The sequence below is a fragment of the Xylophilus sp. PBN-3R genome, from assembly GCF_057747805.1.
In genome coordinates, this window is sequence record NZ_JBYLEE010000002.1 from 13,397 (window position 1) to 36,423 (window position 23,027).

At 61.0% G+C, this 23,027-nt stretch carries 20 protein-coding genes and 1 pseudogene; 15 read left to right on the forward strand and 6 right to left on the reverse strand.

Going from position 1 to position 23,027, the window contains the following annotated elements:
- Positions 1–856: 856 nt before the first annotated feature.
- From AC3ANW_RS23185 to AC3ANW_RS23195, 3 genes are all read left to right on the forward strand, one after another.
- The gene (locus tag AC3ANW_RS23185) at positions 857–1,228 is read left to right on the forward strand and encodes a hypothetical protein (protein WP_488345630.1); all 372 of its coding nucleotides are present in this window, start codon (positions 857–859) and stop codon (positions 1,226–1,228) included.
- Positions 1,218–3,764, forward strand: coding sequence for an ATP-binding protein (locus tag AC3ANW_RS23190; protein WP_488345631.1), 2,547 nt, complete (start codon positions 1,218–1,220; stop codon positions 3,762–3,764). Before AC3ANW_RS23185 ends, AC3ANW_RS23190 begins: the two co-directional genes overlap by 11 nt.
- Positions 3,765–3,826: 62 nt before the next feature.
- Positions 3,827–4,549, forward strand: a complete 723-nt coding sequence (locus AC3ANW_RS23195) for a response regulator (RefSeq protein ID WP_488345632.1) — start codon at positions 3,827–3,829, stop codon at positions 4,547–4,549.
- Between the two features lie 23 nt (positions 4,550–4,572).
- On the opposite strand, the gene AC3ANW_RS23200 is transcribed toward AC3ANW_RS23195, so the two are convergent.
- The 5 genes and pseudogenes from AC3ANW_RS23200 to AC3ANW_RS23220 form a co-directional block, all read right to left on the reverse strand.
- Positions 4,573–6,876: a putative bifunctional diguanylate cyclase/phosphodiesterase gene (locus AC3ANW_RS23200; protein ID WP_488345633.1), complete on the reverse strand. Its 2,304-nt coding sequence runs from the start codon at positions 6,874–6,876 to the stop codon at positions 4,573–4,575.
- A gap of 137 nt (positions 6,877–7,013) precedes the next feature.
- Positions 7,014–7,322 carry a UBP-type zinc finger domain-containing protein gene (locus tag AC3ANW_RS23205; protein ID WP_488345634.1) on the reverse strand — a complete coding sequence of 103 codons (309 nt, stop codon included), beginning with the start codon at positions 7,320–7,322 and terminating at the stop codon, positions 7,014–7,016.
- 280 nt (positions 7,323–7,602) lie between these two features.
- Positions 7,603–7,935, reverse strand: a pseudogene (locus AC3ANW_RS23210) (NAD(P)/FAD-dependent oxidoreductase); the annotation flags it as partial.
- Complete coding sequence (locus tag AC3ANW_RS23215; RefSeq protein WP_488345635.1) at positions 7,872–8,639, reverse strand: NAD(P)/FAD-dependent oxidoreductase; 768 nt, start codon at positions 8,637–8,639, stop codon at positions 7,872–7,874. The pseudogene AC3ANW_RS23210 and the gene AC3ANW_RS23215, both read right to left, overlap by 64 nt.
- 26 nt (positions 8,640–8,665) lie before the next feature.
- Positions 8,666–9,205: a Dps family protein gene (locus tag AC3ANW_RS23220; RefSeq protein ID WP_488345636.1), complete on the reverse strand. Its 540-nt coding sequence runs from the start codon at positions 9,203–9,205 to the stop codon at positions 8,666–8,668.
- A 219-nt stretch (positions 9,206–9,424) separates the two neighbouring features.
- Between AC3ANW_RS23220 and AC3ANW_RS23225 the strand changes: the two genes are divergently transcribed.
- The 7 genes from AC3ANW_RS23225 to AC3ANW_RS23255 all read left to right on the forward strand — a co-directional run bounded on the left by AC3ANW_RS23225 (position 9,425) and on the right by AC3ANW_RS23255 (position 17,324).
- On the forward strand, positions 9,425–10,657 hold the full coding sequence (locus tag AC3ANW_RS23225; protein ID WP_488345637.1) for an MFS transporter: 1,233 nt from the start codon (positions 9,425–9,427) through the stop codon (positions 10,655–10,657).
- A gap of 20 nt (positions 10,658–10,677) precedes the next feature.
- On the forward strand, positions 10,678–12,399 hold the full coding sequence (locus tag AC3ANW_RS23230; protein WP_488345638.1) for a methyl-accepting chemotaxis protein: 1,722 nt from the start codon (positions 10,678–10,680) through the stop codon (positions 12,397–12,399).
- Between the two features lie 16 nt (positions 12,400–12,415).
- Positions 12,416–12,943, forward strand: a complete 528-nt coding sequence (locus AC3ANW_RS23235) for a chemotaxis protein CheW (RefSeq protein ID WP_488345639.1) — start codon at positions 12,416–12,418, stop codon at positions 12,941–12,943.
- Positions 12,940–13,605, forward strand: coding sequence for a DsbA family oxidoreductase (locus AC3ANW_RS23240; RefSeq protein ID WP_488345640.1), 666 nt, complete (start codon positions 12,940–12,942; stop codon positions 13,603–13,605). The genes AC3ANW_RS23235 and AC3ANW_RS23240 overlap by 4 nt, the downstream gene beginning before the upstream one ends.
- 36 nt (positions 13,606–13,641) lie before the next feature.
- On the forward strand, positions 13,642–14,790 hold the full coding sequence (locus tag AC3ANW_RS23245; protein ID WP_488345641.1) for an FAD binding domain-containing protein: 1,149 nt from the start codon (positions 13,642–13,644) through the stop codon (positions 14,788–14,790).
- Between the two features lie 320 nt (positions 14,791–15,110).
- Positions 15,111–15,632 carry a hypothetical protein gene (locus tag AC3ANW_RS23250; protein WP_488345642.1) on the forward strand — a complete coding sequence of 174 codons (522 nt, stop codon included), beginning with the start codon at positions 15,111–15,113 and terminating at the stop codon, positions 15,630–15,632.
- Between the two features lie 663 nt (positions 15,633–16,295).
- Complete coding sequence (locus AC3ANW_RS23255; protein ID WP_488345643.1) at positions 16,296–17,324, forward strand: phospholipase D family protein; 1,029 nt, start codon at positions 16,296–16,298, stop codon at positions 17,322–17,324.
- Positions 17,325–17,631: 307 nt separating this feature from the next.
- Here AC3ANW_RS23255 and AC3ANW_RS23260 read toward each other — a convergent pair whose 3' ends face one another.
- Complete coding sequence (locus AC3ANW_RS23260; protein WP_488345644.1) at positions 17,632–18,327, reverse strand: hypothetical protein; 696 nt, start codon at positions 18,325–18,327, stop codon at positions 17,632–17,634.
- 180 nt (positions 18,328–18,507) lie between these two features.
- On the opposite strand from AC3ANW_RS23260, the gene AC3ANW_RS23265 reads away from it, so the two are divergent.
- The 5 genes from AC3ANW_RS23265 to AC3ANW_RS23285 all read left to right on the forward strand — a co-directional run bounded on the left by AC3ANW_RS23265 (position 18,508) and on the right by AC3ANW_RS23285 (position 23,016).
- Positions 18,508–18,936, forward strand: a complete 429-nt coding sequence (locus AC3ANW_RS23265; RefSeq protein ID WP_488345645.1) for a hypothetical protein — start codon at positions 18,508–18,510, stop codon at positions 18,934–18,936.
- A gap of 218 nt (positions 18,937–19,154) precedes the next feature.
- Positions 19,155–20,474 carry a DinB/UmuC family translesion DNA polymerase gene (locus AC3ANW_RS23270; protein WP_488345646.1) on the forward strand — a complete coding sequence of 440 codons (1,320 nt, stop codon included), beginning with the start codon at positions 19,155–19,157 and terminating at the stop codon, positions 20,472–20,474.
- 190 nt (positions 20,475–20,664) lie between these two features.
- Entirely contained in the window at positions 20,665–20,913 is a 249-nt protein-coding gene (locus tag AC3ANW_RS23275; protein ID WP_488345647.1) for a hypothetical protein, read from the forward strand.
- A gap of 287 nt (positions 20,914–21,200) precedes the next feature.
- A complete protein-coding gene (locus tag AC3ANW_RS23280) occupies positions 21,201–22,088 on the forward strand; it encodes a LysR family transcriptional regulator (RefSeq protein ID WP_488345648.1) in 888 nt (295 codons plus the stop codon).
- A gap of 127 nt (positions 22,089–22,215) precedes the next feature.
- Positions 22,216–23,016: a class II aldolase/adducin family protein gene (locus AC3ANW_RS23285; RefSeq protein ID WP_488345649.1), complete on the forward strand. Its 801-nt coding sequence runs from the start codon at positions 22,216–22,218 to the stop codon at positions 23,014–23,016.
- Positions 23,017–23,027 lie beyond the last annotated feature (11 nt).

Sequence of the window (23,027 nt, forward strand, 5' to 3'; positions counted from 1 at the left end):
CTTCCCAATAGTCTCGTACGTGCAGATGGAGGAGACGCCTTCGACAGCGAAGTGCTGAGCGAGAGCGTGAAGGTAGCTGTGCAGCCGCTGGATTTCAGTGTTAGCCGACCTAGCCGACCTCAGCAGTGAGAGCAGCACTTCTTGGACATGTGCTAATGGTGATGACGCCTCAAGAAAAAATAAAGCAGCGACCAGGCTAAAGCGAACCTCACTCGTGCAGGGGCAAAATTGACATCGCTTTGGTTTGCTTTGAATTTTTAACGCTCGCCAGTATGAAATGGGATGCGAGTCAAACCTTTGGATTACGATTAGGCGGTTATCTATCAACGAATCTGGCAACATTTGCAATCAACGTCATTGCTTGTGATGATAAGTTGCGTCATTTGCAAAAATCATCGCTGCAATTTTTTGCTTTCAATTTGGATGTTGGTCGCCGCACGAGAAACGTTTCTCGTAGATCCAGTGTCATAGCGGGTTCCACAGGACCTCTCGACGCTAGAGGCTGATGCGGTCTTTGATTCTGATGGCGCTGGAACTTTCCTCGGGTGCCGTACAGGCCGAACCTTACTGGTGCGGCCACGGCAAAGCTTTACGCGCTTCCAGGTTGGACGTTGTGTTGACATCACACAGTAACCGGTCTCGTTGTTATGCCTAACGACAGCAGTACGAGCACCGTGTATGAGTGAAAGCTAGAACACCCTATGGATCACTAAGTAGCCAGCGCCCAGGCTCAGCGGTCAGCGTGGGCGCTACTTCATTACATCTGTAATACGCCGCAGCACTGCTGAAACGCTATCGAAACCTGCAGCAATTCCAATCAACGCTCGAAACCGCAGGAAAAAGACTGGAAGTGGGCATGGTGCAGATTTTGCTGATGGAAGACGATGCGGTCATGAGTGCACTGGTGGAAGAATGGTTGGCATCGGCCGGATTTGAAGTGACCTCTTTCGCTGACGCCCCGGCGCCTTCATTCCCTTCGCCTTCATTGGTCCATGCCATCCTGTTCAGCACTGTCAATCTGCGCGGCCCTGGCGCGTTGCGGCTTGATTCCCTGTACCAAAAATACCCCGGTGTGCCGGTGGTCGTGCTTTCGGGCCAGCAGCCGTATAGCCTGGTTAGCGGCTCGGGCAACGTGGGAGCCTTGGGCGTCACCGCGGTGCTTGCCAAACCTTTCACCAAATCCGAGCTGCTGGCGGCCGTGGCAGCTGCACTAGACCATGGTGGTTAGCGCGCGCCTGCGCCCGGCCGACAGCGGGGGAGGCCTGCGCCGTCGCATCCTGGCGATCGGACTTTTGCTCATTTGCGTGTTGATCGGCTCTGCCGTCTACGACGCATGGCGACTCCACGAACAATTGCAGATATCGAACCAGCGCGCCCTATCCAATTTGGCGCGCGCCCTGGCCAACGAGGCAAAGAGAAACTTTCAAAGTGTCGATCTGCTGTTGAAAGACAGTGCCGACTGGTACGAGGAAGCAGACGGCCGCCTGGACGCGGTGGAGATCCGCAAAGAGCTTTCCGCCCGGGCAGCGGGCCTGCCGCAGGTAGGCGTCTTGACAATTGTCGATGCCGGCGGCCGGCAACGTTACCGATCACGCGAGACTGGCCAGCCATTAGCCGACGTGTCCGATCGCCCCTACTTCACGAGCCAGCGCGACGCTGGCGGCGAAGGCCGCCTGTTTATCAACGAACCAATCATCACGCGTACCCAGCTACTGCCATCCGTGGTGATGTCGCGACGTATCGAACGAGCCGGCGGCCGCTTCGGCGGCGTCGTCACGGCGACGGTCACCCTCGACGAATTCCAGGACATCTATTCGTCGCTCGAACTCAACGAAGGCACCGTCCTGGCCCTCGCCCTGAACGACGGCACGCTTGTCGTGCGGCAGCCCTCCATGGTGGCCGGCCGCAATCCCTTGGGCGAAAGATTTCCCGAACTCGTCGGGTACCGGGGCGGCGCGGCCATCGACCGGGGTGTCAGTCCGTTCGACGGCCGCGTGAAACTCATCGCCGCATTGCCCGTGGGCGACTTGCCGCTGACATTCGCGGTGATCCGCGACGAGCAGATGGCCTTGCAGCCCTGGCACGACGAGATCCTGAGCGCCACCATCCGTACCGCCCTGCTGGTACTGCTGGTGATCGCCACGATCCACGGCCTTTTGAAGCAGTTGCGCACCATCGCACTCAGCGAGGACGCCCTGCGTGCCAGCGAAGAGCGCTACGCCATGGCCATGGAAGCAGCGGACGGGGGGCATGCCGAATGGAACATCGGCGACAACAGTACATTCCTGTCGAAACGGTGGCGCACCTTGCACGGCGTGGAGCGGCTCGAAGAGAACGCGCAGGTGCGCGAAGTCGTGGCCGCGGTGCATGTACACCCCGACGACCGGGCCGCCGTCCAAGACGCCATCGCATCGCACCTCGCCGGTCGCAGCGAAGCCATCGAGGTCGAATACCGGGTCCGCCAAGGTGAGCAATGGCGATGGGTGCATACGCGCGCCAAAAGTCTGCTCGACGATACCGGTGCGCCGACTCGCGTGTTCGGCGCCGCCACTGACGTCACCCCTCGGAAGGATGCGCTCGCCGGCAAGCTCGAACTGGAACGCCGCCTGCAGCAGGCACAGCGCCTCGAATCGCTCGGCACGCTGGCCGGCGGCATCGCGCACGACTTCAACAACATCCTAGGGGCCATTCTCGGTTTCGGGGAAATGGCGCAGCAGCAGAGCCGGCCCGACAGCACGCAGCATCGGCAACTCGCCAGGGTGCTGCAGGCAGGTGAACGCGCCAGATTACTGGTGCGCCGCATTCTGGATTTCAGTCGCAGCGGTGTCATCGACCGCCTGCCGGTCCACCTGCAACCGGTCGTCGAGGAAGTGATCGCCATGCTCGCCCCGACACTTTGCCCAGGTGTCGAACTGCGCTGTGCGCTGCAGGCCCCAACGGTTACGGTGCGGGGCGACGCCACGCAGCTCTACCAGGTAGTCATGAACCTATGTACCAACGCAGTGCAGGCGCTCGGCGTGACCGGCGTGGTGACCGTGCGGCTACGCACCGTTGCCGTGACGCATGAAAAATCTTTGTTCCTGGGCAGCGTGCGGCCGGGCGAATACGCCTGCCTCGAAGTCGCCGATACAGGCTCTGGCATGGAACCGGCAGTGTTGCAGCAAATATTCAATCCGTTTTATACAACCCGCAAGGGAATGGACGGTACTGGCTTGGGCTTGTCGGTCGTGCACGGCGTTGTGACCGACCACGGCGGTGCCATCGACGTAGACACGGCCGTGGGAGCTGGCACCACCATTTCCATCTGGCTGCCGACCGACGAGGTGGTTGTCGCCGAGCCCGCCTTTTTGCCCGAACCTGAAGAGTTGCCTACGGGACAGGGGCAGACCGTGATGGTTGTGGACGACGAGGTCGCCCTTGTCGAGTTGGCCGAAGACCGGCTCGCCGCGCTGGGTTATGAGCCGGTCGGTTTTTATGACGCAGAAACCGCGCTGCTGGCCTTCGAGGCCGAACCGGACCGTTTCGACCTGCTGCTGACCGACGAGATGTTGCCCGCCATGCCGGGCAGCGAGCTTTCGGCGCGCGTCCGTGCCCTGCGCCCCGACATCCCGGTGGTGCTGATGACCGGGCGAGTGAACCAGGAGGTCGAGGCCCTGGTGAAAAAGGCGGGCATCCAGGCCCTGCTGCAAAAGCCGCTGCGACGGCAGGACGTTGCTTACGCGATGGACCGGGCCCTCGGAAGCCTTGCCCCAAGGAGTGATTGACAGTTGTATCGCCGGCGTTACATTGCGGTGGCCCTACCTGACCTCTGCCGCTCCACGCGCCCATGAACCCTCACATTCTTGTCGTAGACGACGACCCGGCCCTTCGCGAATTGCTCGTCGAATACCTGGGCGACAACGAGCTCCGTGTCACCGCGGTGGAGACCGGCGACGAGATGCGCGAAGCGTTGGCAGCCGAGGTCATCGACCTGGTGCTGGTCGACCTGCGGCTCAAGGGCGAGGACGGCATGCAACTGGCCCGCGAACTGCGTGACAGGAGCCGGGTGCCGGTCATCATCCTCAGCGGCCGGCGCGAGGAAGCCGACCGGGTCATGGGCCTGGAAATGGCGGCCGACGACTACATCACCAAGCCCTTCAGCAACCGTGAACTGCTGGCCCGCATCCGGGCCGTCCTGCGGCGTTACCACGCGCCATCGGAAGGCCGCCCCCCGGCGACGGCGGGAACACGCGCCTACCGGTTCGCGGGGTGGGAGCTCAACGTCATGCTGCGTCGGCTGACCACACCGGCCGGTGCGCGGGTCGAGCTGAGCAATGGCGAATTCAACTTGCTGCTGGCCTTCTGCGAAGCCCCGCGCCGTGTGCTGTCGCGCGACCGCCTGCTGGAGTTGTCCCGCCTGCACGGCGCGGAGGTCTACGACCGCTCCATCGATGTCTCGATCTTGCGGTTGCGGCGCAAGATCGAGGCCAATGCGGCGGCGCCCGAGTACATCCGCACGGAGCGTGGGTTCGGCTACATCTTCGAAGCCGATGTTGAGACGCTGAACTGACCCGGCGGCGCGCGCGGTTGCGTTCAAGGCCGCGACCGTGCCCTGTCCGCATCCGAAGGCCGTTGCGGCACATCCTCGGTGCGCCATGACGAAGGCGACAGCAGCTGCTCGATTTTTTCCGGCGCGCAGGGAGCTGCATACAGGAAACCCTGGAACGCATCGCAGCTGCTCTGTTGCAGGAATCTGTGCTGGGCCTCGGTCTCGACTCCTTCGGCCACGACCACCATGCCCAGGCTGTGCGCAAGCCCGACGATGGCGGTCGCTATGGTGGCGTCGCTCGCGTTGGTCAAGGCCTCGCGAATGAACGACCGGTCGATCTTGAGTTGGTCCAGCGGCAGCCGCTTGAGATAGCTCAGCGACGAATAACCGGTGCCGAAATCGTCCAGCGAAAAACGCACGCCCAGCGCACGCAGGGCATTCATCTTCTCGATGACTTCCTCGGTGTCGCTGAACAGCATGCTTTCGGTCAGTTCGAGTCGCAGCCGGCGTGGATTCACACCGTGGTCAGCGAGGGTGGCCGTCACCTGCGACACGAAATCGGACTGCCGCATCTGCCGCGCGCTGACGTTCACCGAAACCGTCAGGTGTTCAGTGGCCGGACGGGCCGACCACGCCTTGAGCTGAACACAGGCGCGTTCCAGCACCCACTGGCCTATTTCGAGGATGAGCCCCGATTTTTCCGCCAGCGGAATGAACTCGGCCGGCGATACTGCACCGCGCTTCGGATGGAACCAGCGGGCAAGCGCCTCCACGCCGGACACCCGGCGCCGTGCGTCCACGATCGGCTGGTAATGAAGGTAGAGCTCCTGGCGGGCAATGGCACCACGGAGTTCACGCTCCAGTTCGACCGCCTCGGCCGCCACGCTCTGCATCTGAGGCGTGAACAGCCGCAAGGTGTTGCGTCCTGCGGCCTTGGCCTGGTACATCGCCAGGTCGGCCTGCTTGAGCAGTGACTCCACGCTGCCGGTTTCGGCATCGAAAATGGCAACGCCCACGCTCGGCGTGCTGAACACCTCCTGGTCTTCGAGCAGGTACGGCATGGCCAGCCGTTCCACAATGGCCTGGCCCACCTTTTCGGCCCGCTTCACCGCGTCCTCGTCGATGTCGCCCAGGCCTTGCAGCATCACGACGAACTCGTCCCCGCCCAGGCGGGCAACCGTGTCGCCCTGGCGGGTAACCTCGAGCAGGCGTCTTGCGACCTGTTTCAGCAGCAGGTCGCCGTGATCGTGGCCCAGGGTATCGTTGAGGTCCTTGAAGTTGTCGAGGTCAATGAACATGAGCGCCCCGCTCTGGTGTTTTTGCTCAGCTGCCTGCAAAGCACGCTCGGTGCGGTCGAGCAGCAGCCGGCGATTGGGCAGGCCGGTCAGGCCGTCATAAAACGCCAGCCGCTCGATCTCGGTTTCGTGCTGCTGCAGCGCAGTGATGATGCGTTCGGTGCCTTCGGCTTTTTCTCGGGCGCGTCGCGCCGACAGCAGGTCGAGCGCCCGGCGTTTGGCCTGCACCACCCAGAGGCTGATGCCGCCGATCAGTAGAAAAGCCGCGCATACCGCCGAAAACTCGATCGCTAGGCGCCTCCAGGGCTGGTCGATGACGTCGCGTCCCCGGCTGATGGTCACCTCCAGCGGCCGGTCGAGCCGGATGCTGCCGCTGTCGACGGTGCGCCGCACGGAAAGACGCTTTTGGGGCAACGGTCGCCGACCGACCTGCAGGATGGAAAACCCGCCTTTCTGCGTCAGTTCACCGTTGATATCTGACGCATAGACGAGTGGCTGCATGATGGTGCTGAAATAATCGGACTCGAGAATGGCAGTCACGACGCCCGGCGCATCTCCCGGCGGAGAGCTCAATTTCATCGACAGTTTTATATTTGAACGGCCGGTCGCATCAATGTATGGCCTCGACACATAAACCATGCTTTCATCGGTCATGCTGGCAATACTCTGGATAAAGGCGGTGTCGCGCAGCTGCGGACCCCGCATCTGTTCGCTCGAATGTAGAACCCGGCCGGTGCTGTCTAGCACCATCAGTGCCCGCACACCCGGCATGGCGGCGCGGAGGGACTGTATTGAAAGATTGGTCGCGCCAGGCCCGTTAATCATCCGTGCATGACGAAGGCTTTCTAACGCACTTCGCACGCTTTCCAGTTGCCGCTGAAGATTGGCCTCGACCACATGCGCCTGTGCGCGCAGGTGAACATCTTCGTTGGCTAGGATAAAACTACGTTCGGAGAGCACAGCGTAAAAACTAAGCACGTACCCTAGCATCACCACCAGGACCAGGGTAAGCCATTCAGCCTTCTCCCGGCGCAGGGGCTTGACGGTATTCATGAGATTGCCCTTCAATGAATTCGCTTCGAATTGAAGCTTTCATTGAATATCTCCCGAGCCGGTTGCGCAATGATTACCGCAGCGACGCTGACTATTTCAAGTGCAATATGTCGGCGTGTTGCGCCGCAATATTATTCTCAGTAAAAACGTGGAATGGGGCCATTATGTGGCGTGGGGCCTCCGGGCAGGTCTACTTCCACGTCGTCCACATAACACCAGCCCCAGCCTTCCGGTGGGTCGTAGCCTTCGATAATCGGATGGTGCGTGGCATTAAAATGCGCCCGCGCATGGCGATGCGGGGAATCGTCGCAACAGCCGACGTGGCCGCAGCTGCGGCAAAGCCGCAAATGGACCCAGGCGCTGCCGATGCGCAGGCATTCCTCGCATCCGAGCGCGCTGGGTACCACCGTGTGGATTCCGGCGGTGTGAGTGCATTGGTGGCTCATGTCGATCTCCTTTGAATAAACCGGATTCACAGACTGGCGAGGTACTGGTGCACAAAGGCAACGGCCATCGCGCCCTCCCCACCGCCGACGCCGCACGCTTGATGGAGCCGTGCCGCACGTCGCCTACCGCGAATGATCCGGGAACGCTGGTTTCCAGCGGAAATGGCGGACGTTGCAGCGACCAGTTGCGAAACCGTGCCGAGCCAGGCGAGTCGGCCGGGTCGTGCAGTTGCAGGTCCTGGCCGGTAACCAGGTAGCCCGACTGGTCGCGCACGATGGCCGTGTCGGCCGCCCAGTCGCTGTTGGGCAGGCCGCCGATACAAACGAAGACATGGCTGGTGGCGAGTTTGGTAGTGCTGCCGTTCAGGCGGTCGCGCACGGTGATGCCTTCGAGAGAGCGATCGCCGTGCAGCCCGAATACCTCGCAATGGGTGGTGACACGGATGTTGCGCGCTGCCTCGATCTTGCGGACCAGGTAGTCCGACAGCGTGTCGGCTAGCTTCGCGCCCCGTACCAACATCACGACTTCGGTGGCGAAGCCGGACAGGTTCATGGCGGCCTGGCCGGCGGAGTTTCCTCCTCCCACCACATAGACGGTTTCGCCGCCGCACATCGGAGCCTCTCTGGCACCGGCACCGTAGAAAAGGCCTGCGCCCAGCAGCCGATCCTCGCCGGGCAGGCTAGGCGCCGCCATTCGATGCCGGTGGCGCAGATGTTCGAACGCGCCACCAGTTGGGTGCCGTCGGCCAGGTCGCCACGAATGCTTCCATCCACGAAAAGCGCATGCACGCCTTCACGCGTGCGCAGGATTTCAGCGCCGAAACGCACCGCTTGCTGGCGCGCCCGTTCGGCCAGCTCACGGCCGCTGATGCCCTGCGGAAAACCGAGGTAGTTTTCGATCAGCGAAGAACTACCCGCCTGGCCGCCGATGGCCTGGCGCTCGACCAGCACGGTGCTCAGGCCTTCCGAGGCGGCGTACACGGCGGCGCTGAGGCCGGCCGGGCCGGCACCATAGATGGATACGTCGTAGATCTTCAAGCGCGGCTGTTCGATCCAGCCTAGGCGTTTGGCCACTTCTTCCACCGTGGCGGCCGTCAGGCGGGAGCCGTCGGGAAACTCGCACACCGGCAACAGCGGGTCGTCGAGACCGGCGATGCCGGGCACGCCGTGAACCGTGGCGGCGTCCAGCTCGACCCAGTCGTAGGCGACCACGCTCCGGCTGAGGAAGTCGCGCAGGACGAATGCTTCGGGTGAATGCGCCGCGCCCAGCAGGCGCAGGCGGGTCGGCATCGTCGGGATAGGCGTGATGACGGCCATGGAAATGCTCCGGCGGCTCCGGCCGCTCAGCCGGCGGTCGGGCGGCTGGATTCAAACAGGAACCAGGTGCGGCGTTCGGTCTCGTCGATCCAGTTCTCCAGCAGGCTGGACGACGCGATGTCGCGGTGTTCGTCCGTCACGTTGTGGGCCTCTCGCAGGCGGGCAGCCAGCGTCTTGTTGTCCTCGCGCAGCTCGGCCAGCATGTCCAGCGGGTCCACGTAGTTGGCGTCGTTGTCGCTGACGCGCTGCATGCGCGCGATGTGGCCGACAGAGCGCAGCGTGGTGCCGCCCACCTTGCGGATGCGCTCGGCGATGGGGTCGGTCATGGCGAACAGCTGGTCGCCCTGTTCGTCCAGCAGCAGGTGGTAGTCGCGGAAGTGCGGGCCGCTCATGTGCCAGTGAAAGTTCTTGGTCTTGAGATAGATGGCGAATACATCGGCCAGCACGCCGTTCAGGGCGGCCGAGATGTCCTTGCAGGCGCCTTCGGCCAGGTCGCTCGGTGTGCCCAGGGGGCGCAGGCGGCGGGCGGTGAGGTCGGCTGTCTTTTCTGCGGTCAGGGTGCTCATGTCAAAGGTCCTCTGTTCTGTGTTGAATGTGTCGTCGCGGCATCCCGGCCTCGCTGGTTCGACGGTCCGGGTGCCACCGACGGATTCACTGTGGCTTCGCACGGTTGCAATTGCATTTCGGCGTCGGCTACAGATGAAACAGTGAAAGCGTGCGGTGACGCACGAACGAAATGGTGGCTTGGAAACATGGCGGCAGTCCATTCCTTCAAGGAGCGATACATGCCATCCGCCGAACATTCCGCCGCGGCCCGACAGCTGCCTCTTTCCACTTCGCTGATCCTGCTGCTGGCCAGCGGCGCAGGCATCTCGGTAGCGACCCTCTACTACAGCCAGCCGATGCTCGGCGTGCTGGGGGCCGACATCCGCACCTCGGCCCGCATGGTCGGTTTGGTGCCCACGCTGACGCAGATCGGCTATGCGCTGGGCATCCTGCTGCTGGCACCGTTGGGTGACCGCTTCGACCGGCGTCGCATCATCCTGCTCAAGTCGGCCGTGCTGTGCATCGCGCTGCTCCTGGCCGCTGCCGCCCCGGGCATATCCGTCTTGCTGGCGGTCAGCCTGGCCATCGGCCTTTCGGCGACCATGGCCCAGGATATCGTGCCGGCCGCCGCCACCATGGCGCCCGAGGTGCACCGGGGCAAGGTGGTGGGCACGGTGATGACCGGACTGCTGCTGGGCATCCTGCTGTCCCGTGTGCTGGCCGGTTTCGTGGCCGAGCATTGGGGCTGGCGCAGCATGTTCCTGACCGCCGCGGCCAGCGTGGCGCTGATCGGCCTGGCCGCATGGCGCCGGCTGCCGCGCTTCCGTCCGACAACGTCACTGCCCTACGGAGCGCTTCTGGCATCGCTGGGCAAACTGTGGCGCCACCATGATGCGCTGCGCCGCGCCACCTGGACCCAGGGCCTACTGTCGGTCGGTTTCAGCGCCTTCTGGTCCACCCTGGCCGTGATGCTGCATGGCGAGCCCTTCCATCTTGGAGCCGCCGCCGCGGGGGCTTTCGGCCTGGCAGGCGCTGCCGGCGCGCTGGCCGCCCCGCTGGCGGGACGACTGGCCGACCGCAAGGGTCCCGAGCTTGTCACGCGCCTGGGCGCCGGGCTGGTGTTGCTCTCTTTCGCGGCCATGGCCATCCCGTTCGCCACCGTGCATGCGAAGGTCGTGTTGCTGGTGATCTGCGCCATCGGTTTCGACCTGGGCATCCAGGCAACGCTCATCGCCCACCAGACCATCGTCTACAGCATCGACCCCGGTGCCCGCAGCCGTCTCAACGCCGTGCTTTTCACCGGCATGTTCCTGGGCATGGCCATCGGCTCGGCGCTGGGCGCGCTGCTGCTCGACGGCTTCGGCTGGATGGGCGTAACCGCCCTGGCCACTGCATCCGGCGCCGGCGCCCTGGCGTTGCGCCTGTGGCCGCACGCGACGGAGCCGCGTCCGGCTACCAAGGCATCCGCCTGACATCACCAACCGTTATAGCCATGAAACTCATCCACAACCTGTCCGTGCGAAGCAAACTTGTCTTCGCCTTCGCCTGCCTGCTCGTCCTGATGGGGCTGCTGGCGACATTCGCTGTCCGCCAGCTATCAAGCGTCAACGACCAGACCGAATCGCTCCTGAATTACCGGTTGCCCGGCGTGCGCGACAGCCTGCGCATGGCCCAGCAGGTCACGCTTTTTCGCCAGCGCGAATTCCGTGTGTTGATTTCCAATGACCAGCAATTGCCCGACGCGGCTGCGCGCATCGAGCGAGCCCGCCAGGGATTTGAAGACGCAAGCAAATCTTATGCGTCCGCCGTCGCCGACACCGAGGAACGCAAGCTGTACGACGGCGCCATCGAAAGCTGGAAGGGGTATGTCGCCGTGTCTAACGCAGCCATGGCCGCGGCCAGGGCTGGGCGAAGGGATGAGACGCTGACCCTCATAACCGACGATACGGCCGGCAGGCGCTTCAACGATCTGCAAGCACGCCTGCAGAAGCTGAGCGACTACAACGACGACCGAGCCAAGACCGATGCAGCCGAGGCGCGCCGCATTTTCGAGCGCGGGTGGGAAGGCATCGTCGCCTGCCTCGTCTTGGCGCTTGGCGCGGCGGTGGCCCTATGCTGGATCATTTCCAACGCCATCGCCAAGCCGCTGCAGGAGGCCGTGAAAGTAGCCGAAGCCGTGTCCGGCGGCGACTTGAGGCGTTCACCGTCTTCCGATGGCCGTGACGAGGTCGCGCAGCTCACCCGGGCGCTCGGCGGCATGGTGACCAGGCTCCGCGACGTTGTGACCGAGGTACGTGGCGGCGTGGAGGCGGTCAGCACCGCATCCACCGAGATCGCGGCCGGCAACATCGACCTCAGCCAGCGGACCGAAGAGCAGGCGTCGAACCTGCAGCAGACCGCCGCGTCGATGGAAGAGTTGACCGTGACAGTGAAGACCAATGCAGAAAACGCCCGCACTGCATCGCGTCTGGCCACAACTGCTACCGAAAGTGCGCGGCGGGGTGGCGAGGTGGTCGGCAACGTGGTGGCGACCATGCAGGAAATCACCGAAAGCTCGCGCAAGATCGCCGACATCATCGGCGTGATCGACGGCATCGCCTTCCAGACGAACATCCTTGCCTTGAATGCCGCGGTGGAAGCGGCTCGGGCCGGCGAACAGGGGCGCGGTTTTGCGGTGGTGGCTGCTGAAGTGCGCAACCTGGCGCAGCGTAGCGCGGCTGCCGCCAAAGAGATCAAGGCTCTGATCCAGCACAGCGTAGACAAGATCGACGGCGGCGCCAAGCAGGTAGCGGAGGCCGGCGACGCCATGGATGAAATCGTGAAGCAGGTGCAACGCGTGGACGACTTGGTGAGCGAGATCACAACCGCCAGCGCCGAGCAGTCGCGAGGCATCGAGCAGGTGGGTGACGCAGTCACGCAGCTCGACCAGGTGACGCAGCAGAACGCCGCCTTGGTCGAAGAATCAGCGGCTGCGGCGGACAGCATGAAACACCAGGCTGAGCGACTCGCCACGACGGTGGCGGTCTTCAACGTGGGCCGTGCCGACGACAAGCTTTATCAGGCGGTTAAACCCGTCCCCCGCACCACTCCAACGGTTCGCCCGGCCCGCTTCACGTCGACAAGATCCGGCGCTACCGCGATGCTCACTAAACCTGTCAACACCCATCCGCGGCCGATTGCACAAACGGCTGACGAAGGTTGGGAAAAATTCTGAACGGCGTGGGACAAAAATGAACACCACTATTCTTGAACCCGGCGCGGACCAGGCAGCAGCGGGCGAATACCTCACCTTCCGGCTGGGTGCCGAGCAATACGGCATTGGCATTTTGAAGGTCCAGGAGATTCGGTCTTATGAAGAGCCGACTCGCATCGCCAATGCGCCGCCCTTCGTTCGAGGCGTCACCAATCTACGCGGCGTGATCGTTCCGATCACGGATCTGCGCATCAAGCTGGGTTGTCCAGCCGCGAATTTCGATGCGTCGACGGTCGTCGTGGTACTTAACCTGCAAGGTGGCAGCACGGTCGGGGTGGTTGTCGACTCCGTGTCCGACGTGCTTGACCTGGAATCCGCCGCCATCAGGCCGGCGCCATTGATGGTCAGCCAGGTGGCGAGCAGTTTTATCACCGGCATCGGCAGCGTCCAGGACGATCAAGGGCAACGCACCGTCATTCTCCTGGACGTCGAAAGCCTACTGTCTCCGGCTTCGGGTGTTACGCAGCAGGATGGGACTAACGCCTCTGAAGAGGTGGCGGCATGAATATGTTGAAGATTGTGATTACCTCCGACTTCATCTGTCCGTGGTGCTGGATCGGCCACGCACACCTCCTAACGGCACTGAAAACGTCCGGCACGTCCCGGCCGGTGCAAATCCGTTTTGCGCCATTCGAACTCAACTCAGAAATGCCCCGTGAGGGGTTGGACCGCAAGGCATACCGCACCGCCAAATTTGGCAGTTGGGCGCGCTCGCAGGCCATGGATGCTGAGGTGGCGCGAGCAGGCCTCCGCGCCGGCCTGGCGTTCGACTACGACCGTGTCGAGCGGACCCCCAATACCCGCATGGCGCACCGACTCATGTCGTTCGCTCAGGAACAGGGCGACATCGGACGTGCGGGCGAACTGTTCGTTTCGATTTTCCACGCGTACTTTGCGGCAGGCCTGGACATCGGGCAGGCGGAAGTGCTGGTGGCGCTGGCCGGCCAAGCGGGCTTCGATGCCGGGGCGATCCGACTTTTTCTCCACTCGGGACTATTGGACGGGAAGGTGGCTGCTGACGAGCTTCAGGCGCGAAAGGCAGGCATCCGCTCCGTGCCCACGCTTCGGCTGGGCGACATTGTCCTGACCGGCGCACTGGTGCCCGAAGTGCTGGCCGCCACGATGCAAGAGGCCATTGAAAACGACCCGGCGACAACGGTCGCTTGAAGAAATTCGGCTGAAGAACCGATTCGAAGGAAAGACATGACTGAAAAAAATATCTCACGACCACGCGCGCTGGTCATCGGTGGTTCGCTCGGCGGCTTGTTCGCGGCGACTGCTTTACATGCCATTGGCTGGCAGGTCGACGTTTTTGAGCGTTCCGCCGGAGAACTCGATAGCCGCGGCGGCGGCCTAGTGCTCCAGCCCGACGTGCTCGCCGCGTTTCGGTTCGCCGGAATCCAGCACCTCGGCGCCCTGGGCGTCGCATCCGGCGACCGCATCTTCCTCGACCGGCAGGGAGCGGTGGTGCAGCGCTCATTCATGCCGCAGACCCAGACCTCCTGGAACCTGCTCTACACCACCATGAAAAAACAGCTGCCTGCCGATACGCTCCACCACGGCGAAGAACTGCTGCGTTTCGAGCAGCACGGGCAGAAAGTGACGGCGCATTTCGCCAGCGGGCGCGTTGAAACTGGCGATCTGCTGATCGGAGCTGACGGACCCCGTTCGACCGTGCGCAGCCGGTTGTTGCCTAACGTCTTGCCGAGCTATGCCGGTTATGTCGCTTGGCGTGGTTTGGTCGCTGAAAACGACTTGTCGGCTGGAGCAGCGGCGGTACTGCAGGGAACCTTCGCGTTTCAGCAGGGTGACGACCACCAGCTGCTGGAATATATGGTCCCCGGGGAAGACAGCTCCGTGCAGGCAGGCCGCCGGCGGTGGAATTGGGTCTGGTACCGCAAGGTCGCGAAAGGCACTGCTTTGCAAGAGCTGCTGACCGACCGGGATGGGGTGCGCCACGCATTTTCATTGCCGCCCGGCGCCCTGCAGGATCGATACTGCTCGCTGCTGAGAGAAGACGCTCGAATGATGCTTGCTCCGGCTTTTCATGATCTCGTGGAGGCAACGGATGAGCCGTTCGTGCAGGCGATCCTGGACATGCAGGTGCCGCGCATGGTTTTTGGCCGGGCCGTTTTGCTAGGCGATGCCGCCTTCGTGCCCAGACCGCATACGGCAGGAAGCACGGCGAAGGCCGCGGCCAATGCTCTGAGCCTAGCGGAGGGTCTTCAACGTTCGCCCTTCGACATCGATCTTGCGCTCGGAAACTGGCAGTCCAACCAATTAGGCGGTGGCATGGCCATGACCGCTTGGGGACGAGACATCGGCAATCGCATCATGAAAATTGCGACATAGGCCACGCTTTACCCGACAGCAAATCTCTGGCGTATGGATAGTTTCAACTACTGGTCCCAGAGGGCGGACATCCGGCTTATCCAATCAGTGTTTATATTTACTTTCGCTGATACGATAGACATCCGGGGTGTAGCGGACCCAGATTAATTTTCAACGAACAAGCTTCTTGTGATGATTAGGAGCGCCATTGCTAATAATCATTACATCCATTTTTGGTGTTCAGATTGGCAGATCAACGGCGCACCAATACCGGGACTTAGATTTCACAGTGCAGTTGAGGCCCCCTGTGAGATGCTCGATCAAACACAAATGGGGGGTGTATGCGATTTTTAGCGGGCCTGGTGCTCAGCATTGCGGCCTGCGCGGTACAGGCGCAGGCCTACCGGTGCGGCAGCAGTTATCAGTCGGAGCCTTGTGTCGGCGGGCGAGCCGTCGACATCACGCCGCAAGGCAGCCCGGCCGGCGCCCGCCATGTCGGCGGTACGACCACTGTTTATTTGTGTGAAAGCTATGGAGGAGGCAAGTTCTGGTCGTCTGCCCACTGCAACATGCAAAGCGCCCTGATTGAACGGACGGCGACCGTCCCATCCAACATTCCCTGGGATCAGAAGGTTTCCATCGCGCAGGCACAGCGCTCGGCCGCAGAAGTAGCAAGCCGCCCTCCTCCCGCGGTCGTGTACCAGAACACGGCGCCGTCGAGAGCCAGCCATTGCTCGGCGTTGAATGACCAGGTCGCCCACTACGACGCGATGGCACGCCAACCGCAATCCGGGCAAATGCAGGACTGGATTACACAGCAGCGAAAGGCGGTCCGAGACGAACAGTTCAGGCTGCGGTGCTAGCTACTTGCGGGGCACGGCTTTGTGCCCCTCTGTGTGAAAGCTATTGCTGCTGGCGACCGAGGACAGAACCGAGCTGATGAGCGCCGTGGATGTGCTGAACCTCTGGTATGGCAAAGGCACAATCAGTTTTTGTTCGCCGATATATTAGTTGGGCTTGGTCCGTCGCATCGTATGTGTGCGGTAGGCCGCCAGGTCAAAGCCATCTCTTCAACCCAGCCATCAACGATACGTGCGTACTGACGTGTGCTAAGTTGGTCAGAAGCTGGTTCCGCAACGGGAAAAGATTGTCTGGAGCCAGAAGCTCGGCTTCCATTCCATCATCCACGCAGCGACTGACGCCGGCGTGGACTCGCAAAGCTCGAAGCGCACCGGCATTGAGGTCTTCTGCTGAACTACGGACGCTCGTGCAGCCACCCGGCCACTCCCGAGTCGCTTTTCCGTCAAATCGACGAGGGCTTCGGACGCGCGGACAGGGGTGCATGGCTGCGCGTCCGCGGTATCAACCTGAGCCGCTGAGCCGCTGAGCCGCTGAGCAGCTGAGGCGCGGGGGCGATGTGATCAGAGGGGGACGACGTATCGCCTCCCGCAGTCGGTCAAACTTCGCAGGTGACCGGCCGTAAGCCGGTAGCCACCGACCTATTGCACACCAAATGAGGAGATAACATGCTGTTCCTGAGTCATGACGAGATCGAAGCGTCGGTGAGAAAGATATCTTCGGGTGATCGCCTGTACTGCGCAGTCGCATTCTGGGGTGCTGGTGCGACTGCATACTTGGACTTGCCTAGGGCGGGTCAGGACCTGCGAATCATTTGCAACCTCTCTATGGGCGGCACCAACCCCCTTGAGATCAAGCGTCTTCGCGACGCAGGACTAAAGATCAAGCAGATCAATACCCTGCATGCCAAGGTCTACATCGGACGAGACGAGATGGTCGTAACATCGGCCAACGCATCGTGCAACGGACTCGGCTTTGAGGGGCGTGTTGCAGGCAACTGGATCGAGGCGGGGGCCGTTGGGCCGGTTCAGCAACCTGCGTTGGACTGGTTCAAGAAATTGTGGAACTTGGCGAAACCCATCACCAACGAGGATCTCAAGTTGGCGCAGAGGGCCTGGTCCGCGCGCCAGCGTGCAATGCCCACTCTTCCGACATTCGAGATGTTTGACCCCGAGGCCGTGCACCTGCCGCTCGTCGACTGGTATGGAGGCGGCGATTACATGGCGAATCGGGCCTCGATCCTTTCCCAGATGCAACTGAAACGCTACACCCGCGATCTCGAAGATGCCCTGTCGAATTCGCTGGATGTGATCGGGCCCGGAGACGAAGCGGAGTTAACAGAGGGCCGCTGGGTATTGAGATGGAAGCGCGCGAGAGGCGTTCGAAACAGAGGAGCCGTGGGAAGCACCAGCGCTCTCGAATGGCTTCAAGTGGGACGCCTCGTGCGAGACGCCTACCAGTACGAGAAAACCGGTCCATTTTTCAACGTGAGGTTCCCGGTTGAGCGGCCCGATCCTGCGCCGTTTGACCCGAAGGAGCCGCGATTCCGGGAGGTTTTCGCCGAGGTCATCGAACTCAAAGAATTTGATGACCTGCGCGCGGAGTACGAGGGCGAGTGGAATACGGCTGCCCGTTCACAGCTGTTGCGGCCATTTTGGCGGGCGGTCAAGCAAAGGTACATGCAGCTGTGCGGCTGACACGAGTTCGTACATAGATGGCGAACATGTAATTTCGTGCCGCCACGCTACCGGACTTCTCGCCATCGTGCACCGCTGGATACCCAACCAGCGAAATTGCCACTTGGCCGAACCAACAGAAGGATGCCCAGGCATGGGAAGCTGACTCGGATGCCTCGACTCCCTACCTAGATGGCATCGCAGCTGCGCGAGATTTACCGGCTCGACCCACTGGCTATGACGCTCGCAAACGTAAACCTGTTCCTGGGTGCCACAGCCAATCTCACAGGTACACGGCAGCGCCTGCGCGATTGCATCGCTGGTGCTTCTACGGAAGCCGAGGTTCTAGCCGTGGTTTGGCCACTTTAACGCTACTTTTGCGTATCAGCTCAGGGCATTCGTCCGTGAGTGCTTTGTAAGCACCAGCCAATTCGGAAACGTTCACCGAAACATCGAATGTCCTTCTCACGGGTGGCATTCTGTAAAACTCACTATCGAATGAGCCACGCATAAACAGCGTTTGTCCGTTGACCAATTCGTCGAAAAATGCAGATTCGCTATCTCTCCCAACAGTAAGATACGGCTTCTTGTCTTTTTCAGCCGTACTACCCATTCGCACATTCCGAATTTGGCCTTTATCTATCCGAATATCAATCTTTTCATTCTGATATTTTTCAAGATTGGCATACACGCATTGGCCCGCTTCTGTCTGGCTAGCTCTGCAATTAGCAGCGTTAGCCAATGCTGCTTCACGAGACGGCTCAAGCACTTGTTCTGGGAAATACATATGAACGAACGGAGCAAAGGGAGCATAGCCGCTGTTCATCAGCGTGAAAGTTGCACCGTCAGAATACAACTCCACGAAGCATGTCGGCGGCTTCTTGTCATCCCACGCATCTTTTTCCACGGTAACCCGCCACGGGACATTTGCGGCCTTTTCGCAACCTGCCAACATCATGATAAAAGCGGCTGTTATTCCCAACAAAGCTATCCCGCCTCTGATCTTCCCGACTGCGCTGCTCATTTAATCCTAACTCCTAAGAACGTAGGCCTAGCGTATCAGGTCAGATTCATGTGGCGCGTAACTGCGCGTCATGCAGCAAAGTTTTTGGAGTGCATGCGCTTACAAACTTGAATCATCTAGGTCAGGATGACCTAAGCTGGTTCGCTCACTAAAATATGCGGATCACTCCCAGCGATCCGCATGACCATGCCCAAAGATACTGAACCCGTCAAAGTCACTAAGCCCAAGGGCAAAGACGACCTTGCAATCTGGCTGGTTTTTATTGCTTTTTTCGTAATTGGTATTTGGCATTACTGGGGAACCAAGGGCGTTCATCACTTTGTAGACGCTTGGCGTGAAGGCGAATTAGCCAAACTCGGGCTGGCTGGCGATATGTTCGGCGGCCTAAGTTCGTTATTTACTGCGCTTGCATTCTTGGGTGTTGCAATCGGCGGCTATTTCCAGCATAGAACATACGTCCTACAAAGTGCGGACTCCATAGCATCGAAAAAGGCGTTAAAGCTATCGAATGAAGCCAATGCGGCGCAGCTGAAAGTGGCGCAGCAGGAATTGTTCAATGGACTGTTCTTCAAAGTGCTGAGTGAAGTGCAGGCAATGGTCAAGCATTGAAAGCTTCAAGTTCCCGATAAAGGCATGTATTCGGGCCTGGAACTCTCGTTTACCGATCTTGTCACCGACGCCATCTACAATACGGTATGGCATATGGGTGTGGGTATCAGCAGCATTCCATCAGAAGCCACCAAAGTCGACGTTAATCTAGCGTTACGCAAGTTCTACGCAGCCATTTACGAAAAAATAGCCGCGAGCTAGCACCACTTTTTCGGACAATGTACCAAGCTTTTGATCTAATTTCCAGAAGCTCAATGACATATGAAGAACAATGCAACTATTCCAAACTGGCCCGAGCATCCTTGAATGAAGAGATAATTCGACTCCTGATGCTTAATGGATTGTCCAAAGGGGGTGATCAATTCAAGCCCCTAATTGAATATGGTTTGCTAAAGCATATCGACGCCGACCATCCAGGCAGCACAGACGGCCTTTTGGTGACAAAGGCCACATACGATTGGTGCGCGTTTGAGGAATTCGGTTATAGACGGATGATGTCGATCGCCGCGGGCTTGGGGCCCGAGCAGGAGATCTACAGCATTGATGAAAGCTTCATCGACCTGTCCGGCGTGCGGGATGTCACCCGGCGTGCCGTCCACGTGCGCTCCCGCATCCACACCTGGATCGGTATCCCCTGCGGTGTCGGCATTGGGCAGACTAAGACTCTGGCTAAGCTGGCGAACCACGTGGCCAAGACGGCAGAGCGCAAACCTGGCAGCTACCCGGACGACCTGGCGCAGGTCGCCAACCTGGCGGCCCTCCCCGCATCTGACCTGGATGCGGTTCTCCAGGCCACCGAGCTCGGCGAGATCTGGGGGATCGGGCGGCGGATCGGGCAGCAGCTGAAGGATGCTGGCCTGGCAACCGCTCTGGACGTCGCGCGGCTGGATGCGGCGATGGTGCGGGCCCGTTGGGGTGTCGTGCTCGAGCGCACGGTGCGCGAGCTACAGGGCATGCCCTGCATCGACCTGGAGGGGCAACCTCCGGCCAAGAAAGAGATCGCCAGCACGCGCAGTTTCGGGCGCCCGGTCTCGCACCTTCAGGACCTGATCGAAGCCGTCACGGAGTTCGCGCAGCGGGCCGCAGAAAAACTGCGCCGGCAGGACGGTGTGGCGGGCCAAGTCGCGGTTTTCGTGCACACCAGCCCGCATCGCAAGGAGCAGCCGCAATACAGCCGTGCCACGGTCGTTCCACTGCGCAAACCCACGGCCGATACGGCTGTGCTGGTGCAGGCCGCAGTACGCGGCATGCAAGAGATTTACCGGCCGGGCTTCCTGATGGCCAAGGCCGGGGTGCATCTGCTGGATCTGCAGAATGGATCCGTCGAGCAAGGCGAACTAGCGCTCGACGAGGGTGTCCAGGACCGTGGCGGCCTGATGCGGGCGTTCGACGATCTGAACCTGCGTTACGGGCGGGGGACGGTGGCGATGGCCAGCACCGGCCTGGCGGGAGACCGTCGTGCCTGGGTGATGCGCCAAGACCGCAAGACGCCGGACTACACCACCTGTTGGACGAGCATGCCGACGGCGCTGGCCTGACGGCGCATAGCGCTGCCGCTTCGCCAGGGGCCGGCTGTCGGCCCGACCTAAAGCCCTCCCCTCACCGATATCGACCACAACATCACAGAAGGAATTGACATGACCATTTCAGAGCTTCATCCGGTCACGATAGCGCCCACCATCCCGATGGTGGGTGGAGCCAAAATGCCGTTATGGGCATGGGCTGTTGATGAAGCAGCCGTCGACCTATCTCATGCGCAAGGCGGCCGGGATCTCTCAGACAGATGAGAACGGCCGACGCTACATCGTGCCGAGCGGGACCTCGTTTGCCGTCACGCTGTGGCGTTGCCCTGTGTGCGCGTATTTGGAAGTATTCGATCCGGACGAAATGGCGACGGAAGATAGCAATGCCGAGGATGTCCAGGAAGAGCTCGGGGTGCGAATGTTTCGTGTGCCCTACATGGGCACGGTGTCCTAGGTTGTCCCTGCGATCTGTGGACAAGTCTGTGTATCGCCTGCAGAACAACTTCCGGGAGCCGCGCCAGTATTGGCTTTGACCACGGTGCCCAGTAAATAGGCAAGCGTTTTTCTTGTCCCAGCATCTGACTCGTCCGTTCATGACGAACACGATTTACGCAACGGCGGCTGTGGCTTCACCACTTCCTTCCAGCGCCACCCCGAACGAGCCGCACCAGATTTGTCGATCATTACGTACCGGTGTGTGCATGACAATCGCCCCGCTAGTAGTTCCGCCTGAGCATCCACGTGATCAACCTCAAACACATAGAAGTTTTCCACGCGATCATGCGGACTGGTTCTGTCACTGCGGCCGCCCGCATGCTCAACGTGACGCAGCCGGCCATTAGTACGGTTCTCAAGCACCTTGAAAACCGACTGGAAATGAAGCTGTTCGACCGCACGGGCGGCCGTCTGCAACCGACGCCGGAAGCTCATGCATTGATGCCTGACGTCGCCGGGATCTTTGGCCGCATCGAGTCTATAGAACGCCTCACGCAGGATCTTGCGGGGGGCAGATTAGGGAGCCTGTCCATCGCGGCGACCTCGCCGGTGGCTAATGGGCGCTTGTCACGGCTGGTGGCGCAATTCATCCAGGAAAAGCCTGGCGTGCGCATCGCTCTGCAGGCAATTGCGTCGCCGTTAGTGCTGGATCGGGTGGCCAATCGTGAGGCTGAAATCGGCATTGCTTACGGTCCGGTGGTGCACGGCGAAGTGACCACCGAGGTACTTGGCCGCAACAGCATCGGGTGTGTGATGCGTAGTGACCATCCTTTGGCACAACACGCTGAGATTCATGTGCATGAGTTGGGCGAACACCCGCTCATTACGTACTTGCCGCAAGCGTTGCTTCGGCCATCCGTAGACCGTGCGCTCGCTGAAGCTGGCGTCACGCCGAACATCGCTGTACAGGTCGGTCTGTCCATTACCGGCATGGCACTGGCTTTACAAGGCGCAGGCATCGCACTTGTCGAATTAGAGCTATTGGAGGCCTTGCCCCTGCCTGGTCTCGTAGCGCGACCATTGTTGCCACGCATTGAACTGGAGACGCTGCTGCTGCTCCACAAAACCGCACCACGCTCCCGCCTCGTGGAGGCATTTCTTGCTTTGCTACGGACCTCATTAGTGCAGTGCTGAAATTGCACAGAGGTCATTAACAGGGCTTATGGCCTTCCCCTGATTCGTGATTGGCGCGGCAGAAGCTGCCGCTCCAAACTGCCGTGCTTCGGAGACAAATCCTTCACGATCCAGCACGGATATCCAGATGAACAAACGTTCTGTCTATCAGCCTGACCAGGCCGATCTTTATTTCCCCACGCCACCCACCTTTGCCACGCATGCGGAAGAACGCCTGCACCGAAAACAGCGCCTAGCAGCGGCCTGCAGAGTGTTTGCGAAGCTGCGATATGAATATGGCTTTGCCGGCCACATCACGGTGCGTGACCCTGAGCATCCCAATTTGTATTGGACCAATCCCTTCGCGATGGATTTCGGACGGGTACGGGTATCGGATCTGCTGCTGGTCGATCACGAAGGCACAGTAGTGGAAGGTACCTGGGCCGTGAACCGCGCCGGTTTTGTGCTGCACGCCGCTATCCACGAAGCCAATCCCCACATCCTGGCTTCCTGCCATGCGCACACTACGAACGGCATGGCCTGGGCTGCGTTGGGCCGCAAGCTCGACCCCATCACCCAAACGGCTGCGAGCTTTTATAGCGATCACGCCCTAATTACCGAGCAGGCCGGCGCGGTAGTCGTGGAACGGGACGCAGGCGCCGAGGTCGCGCGTGTGTTCGGCGAGAACAAGATCGTGATTCACCAGAACCATGGCCTGTTTTCAGCAGGCCGCGACAGTGTGGACGAAGCATGCTGGTGGTTCATCGCCGCCGAGCGGGCTTGCGAGATCCAACTCAAGGCCGAGGCGACCGGGCACCCACTGAAGATGATCAGCCCCGAAGCCGCTCAGCACTCGTCCACGCACCTCGGCACGCCGTTCTCAGCCTGGCTTCACTTCCAGCCTATTTACGACGCCATCTCCCGCAGCGACGCGGATCTTTTCAACTAATTCCGCGACGC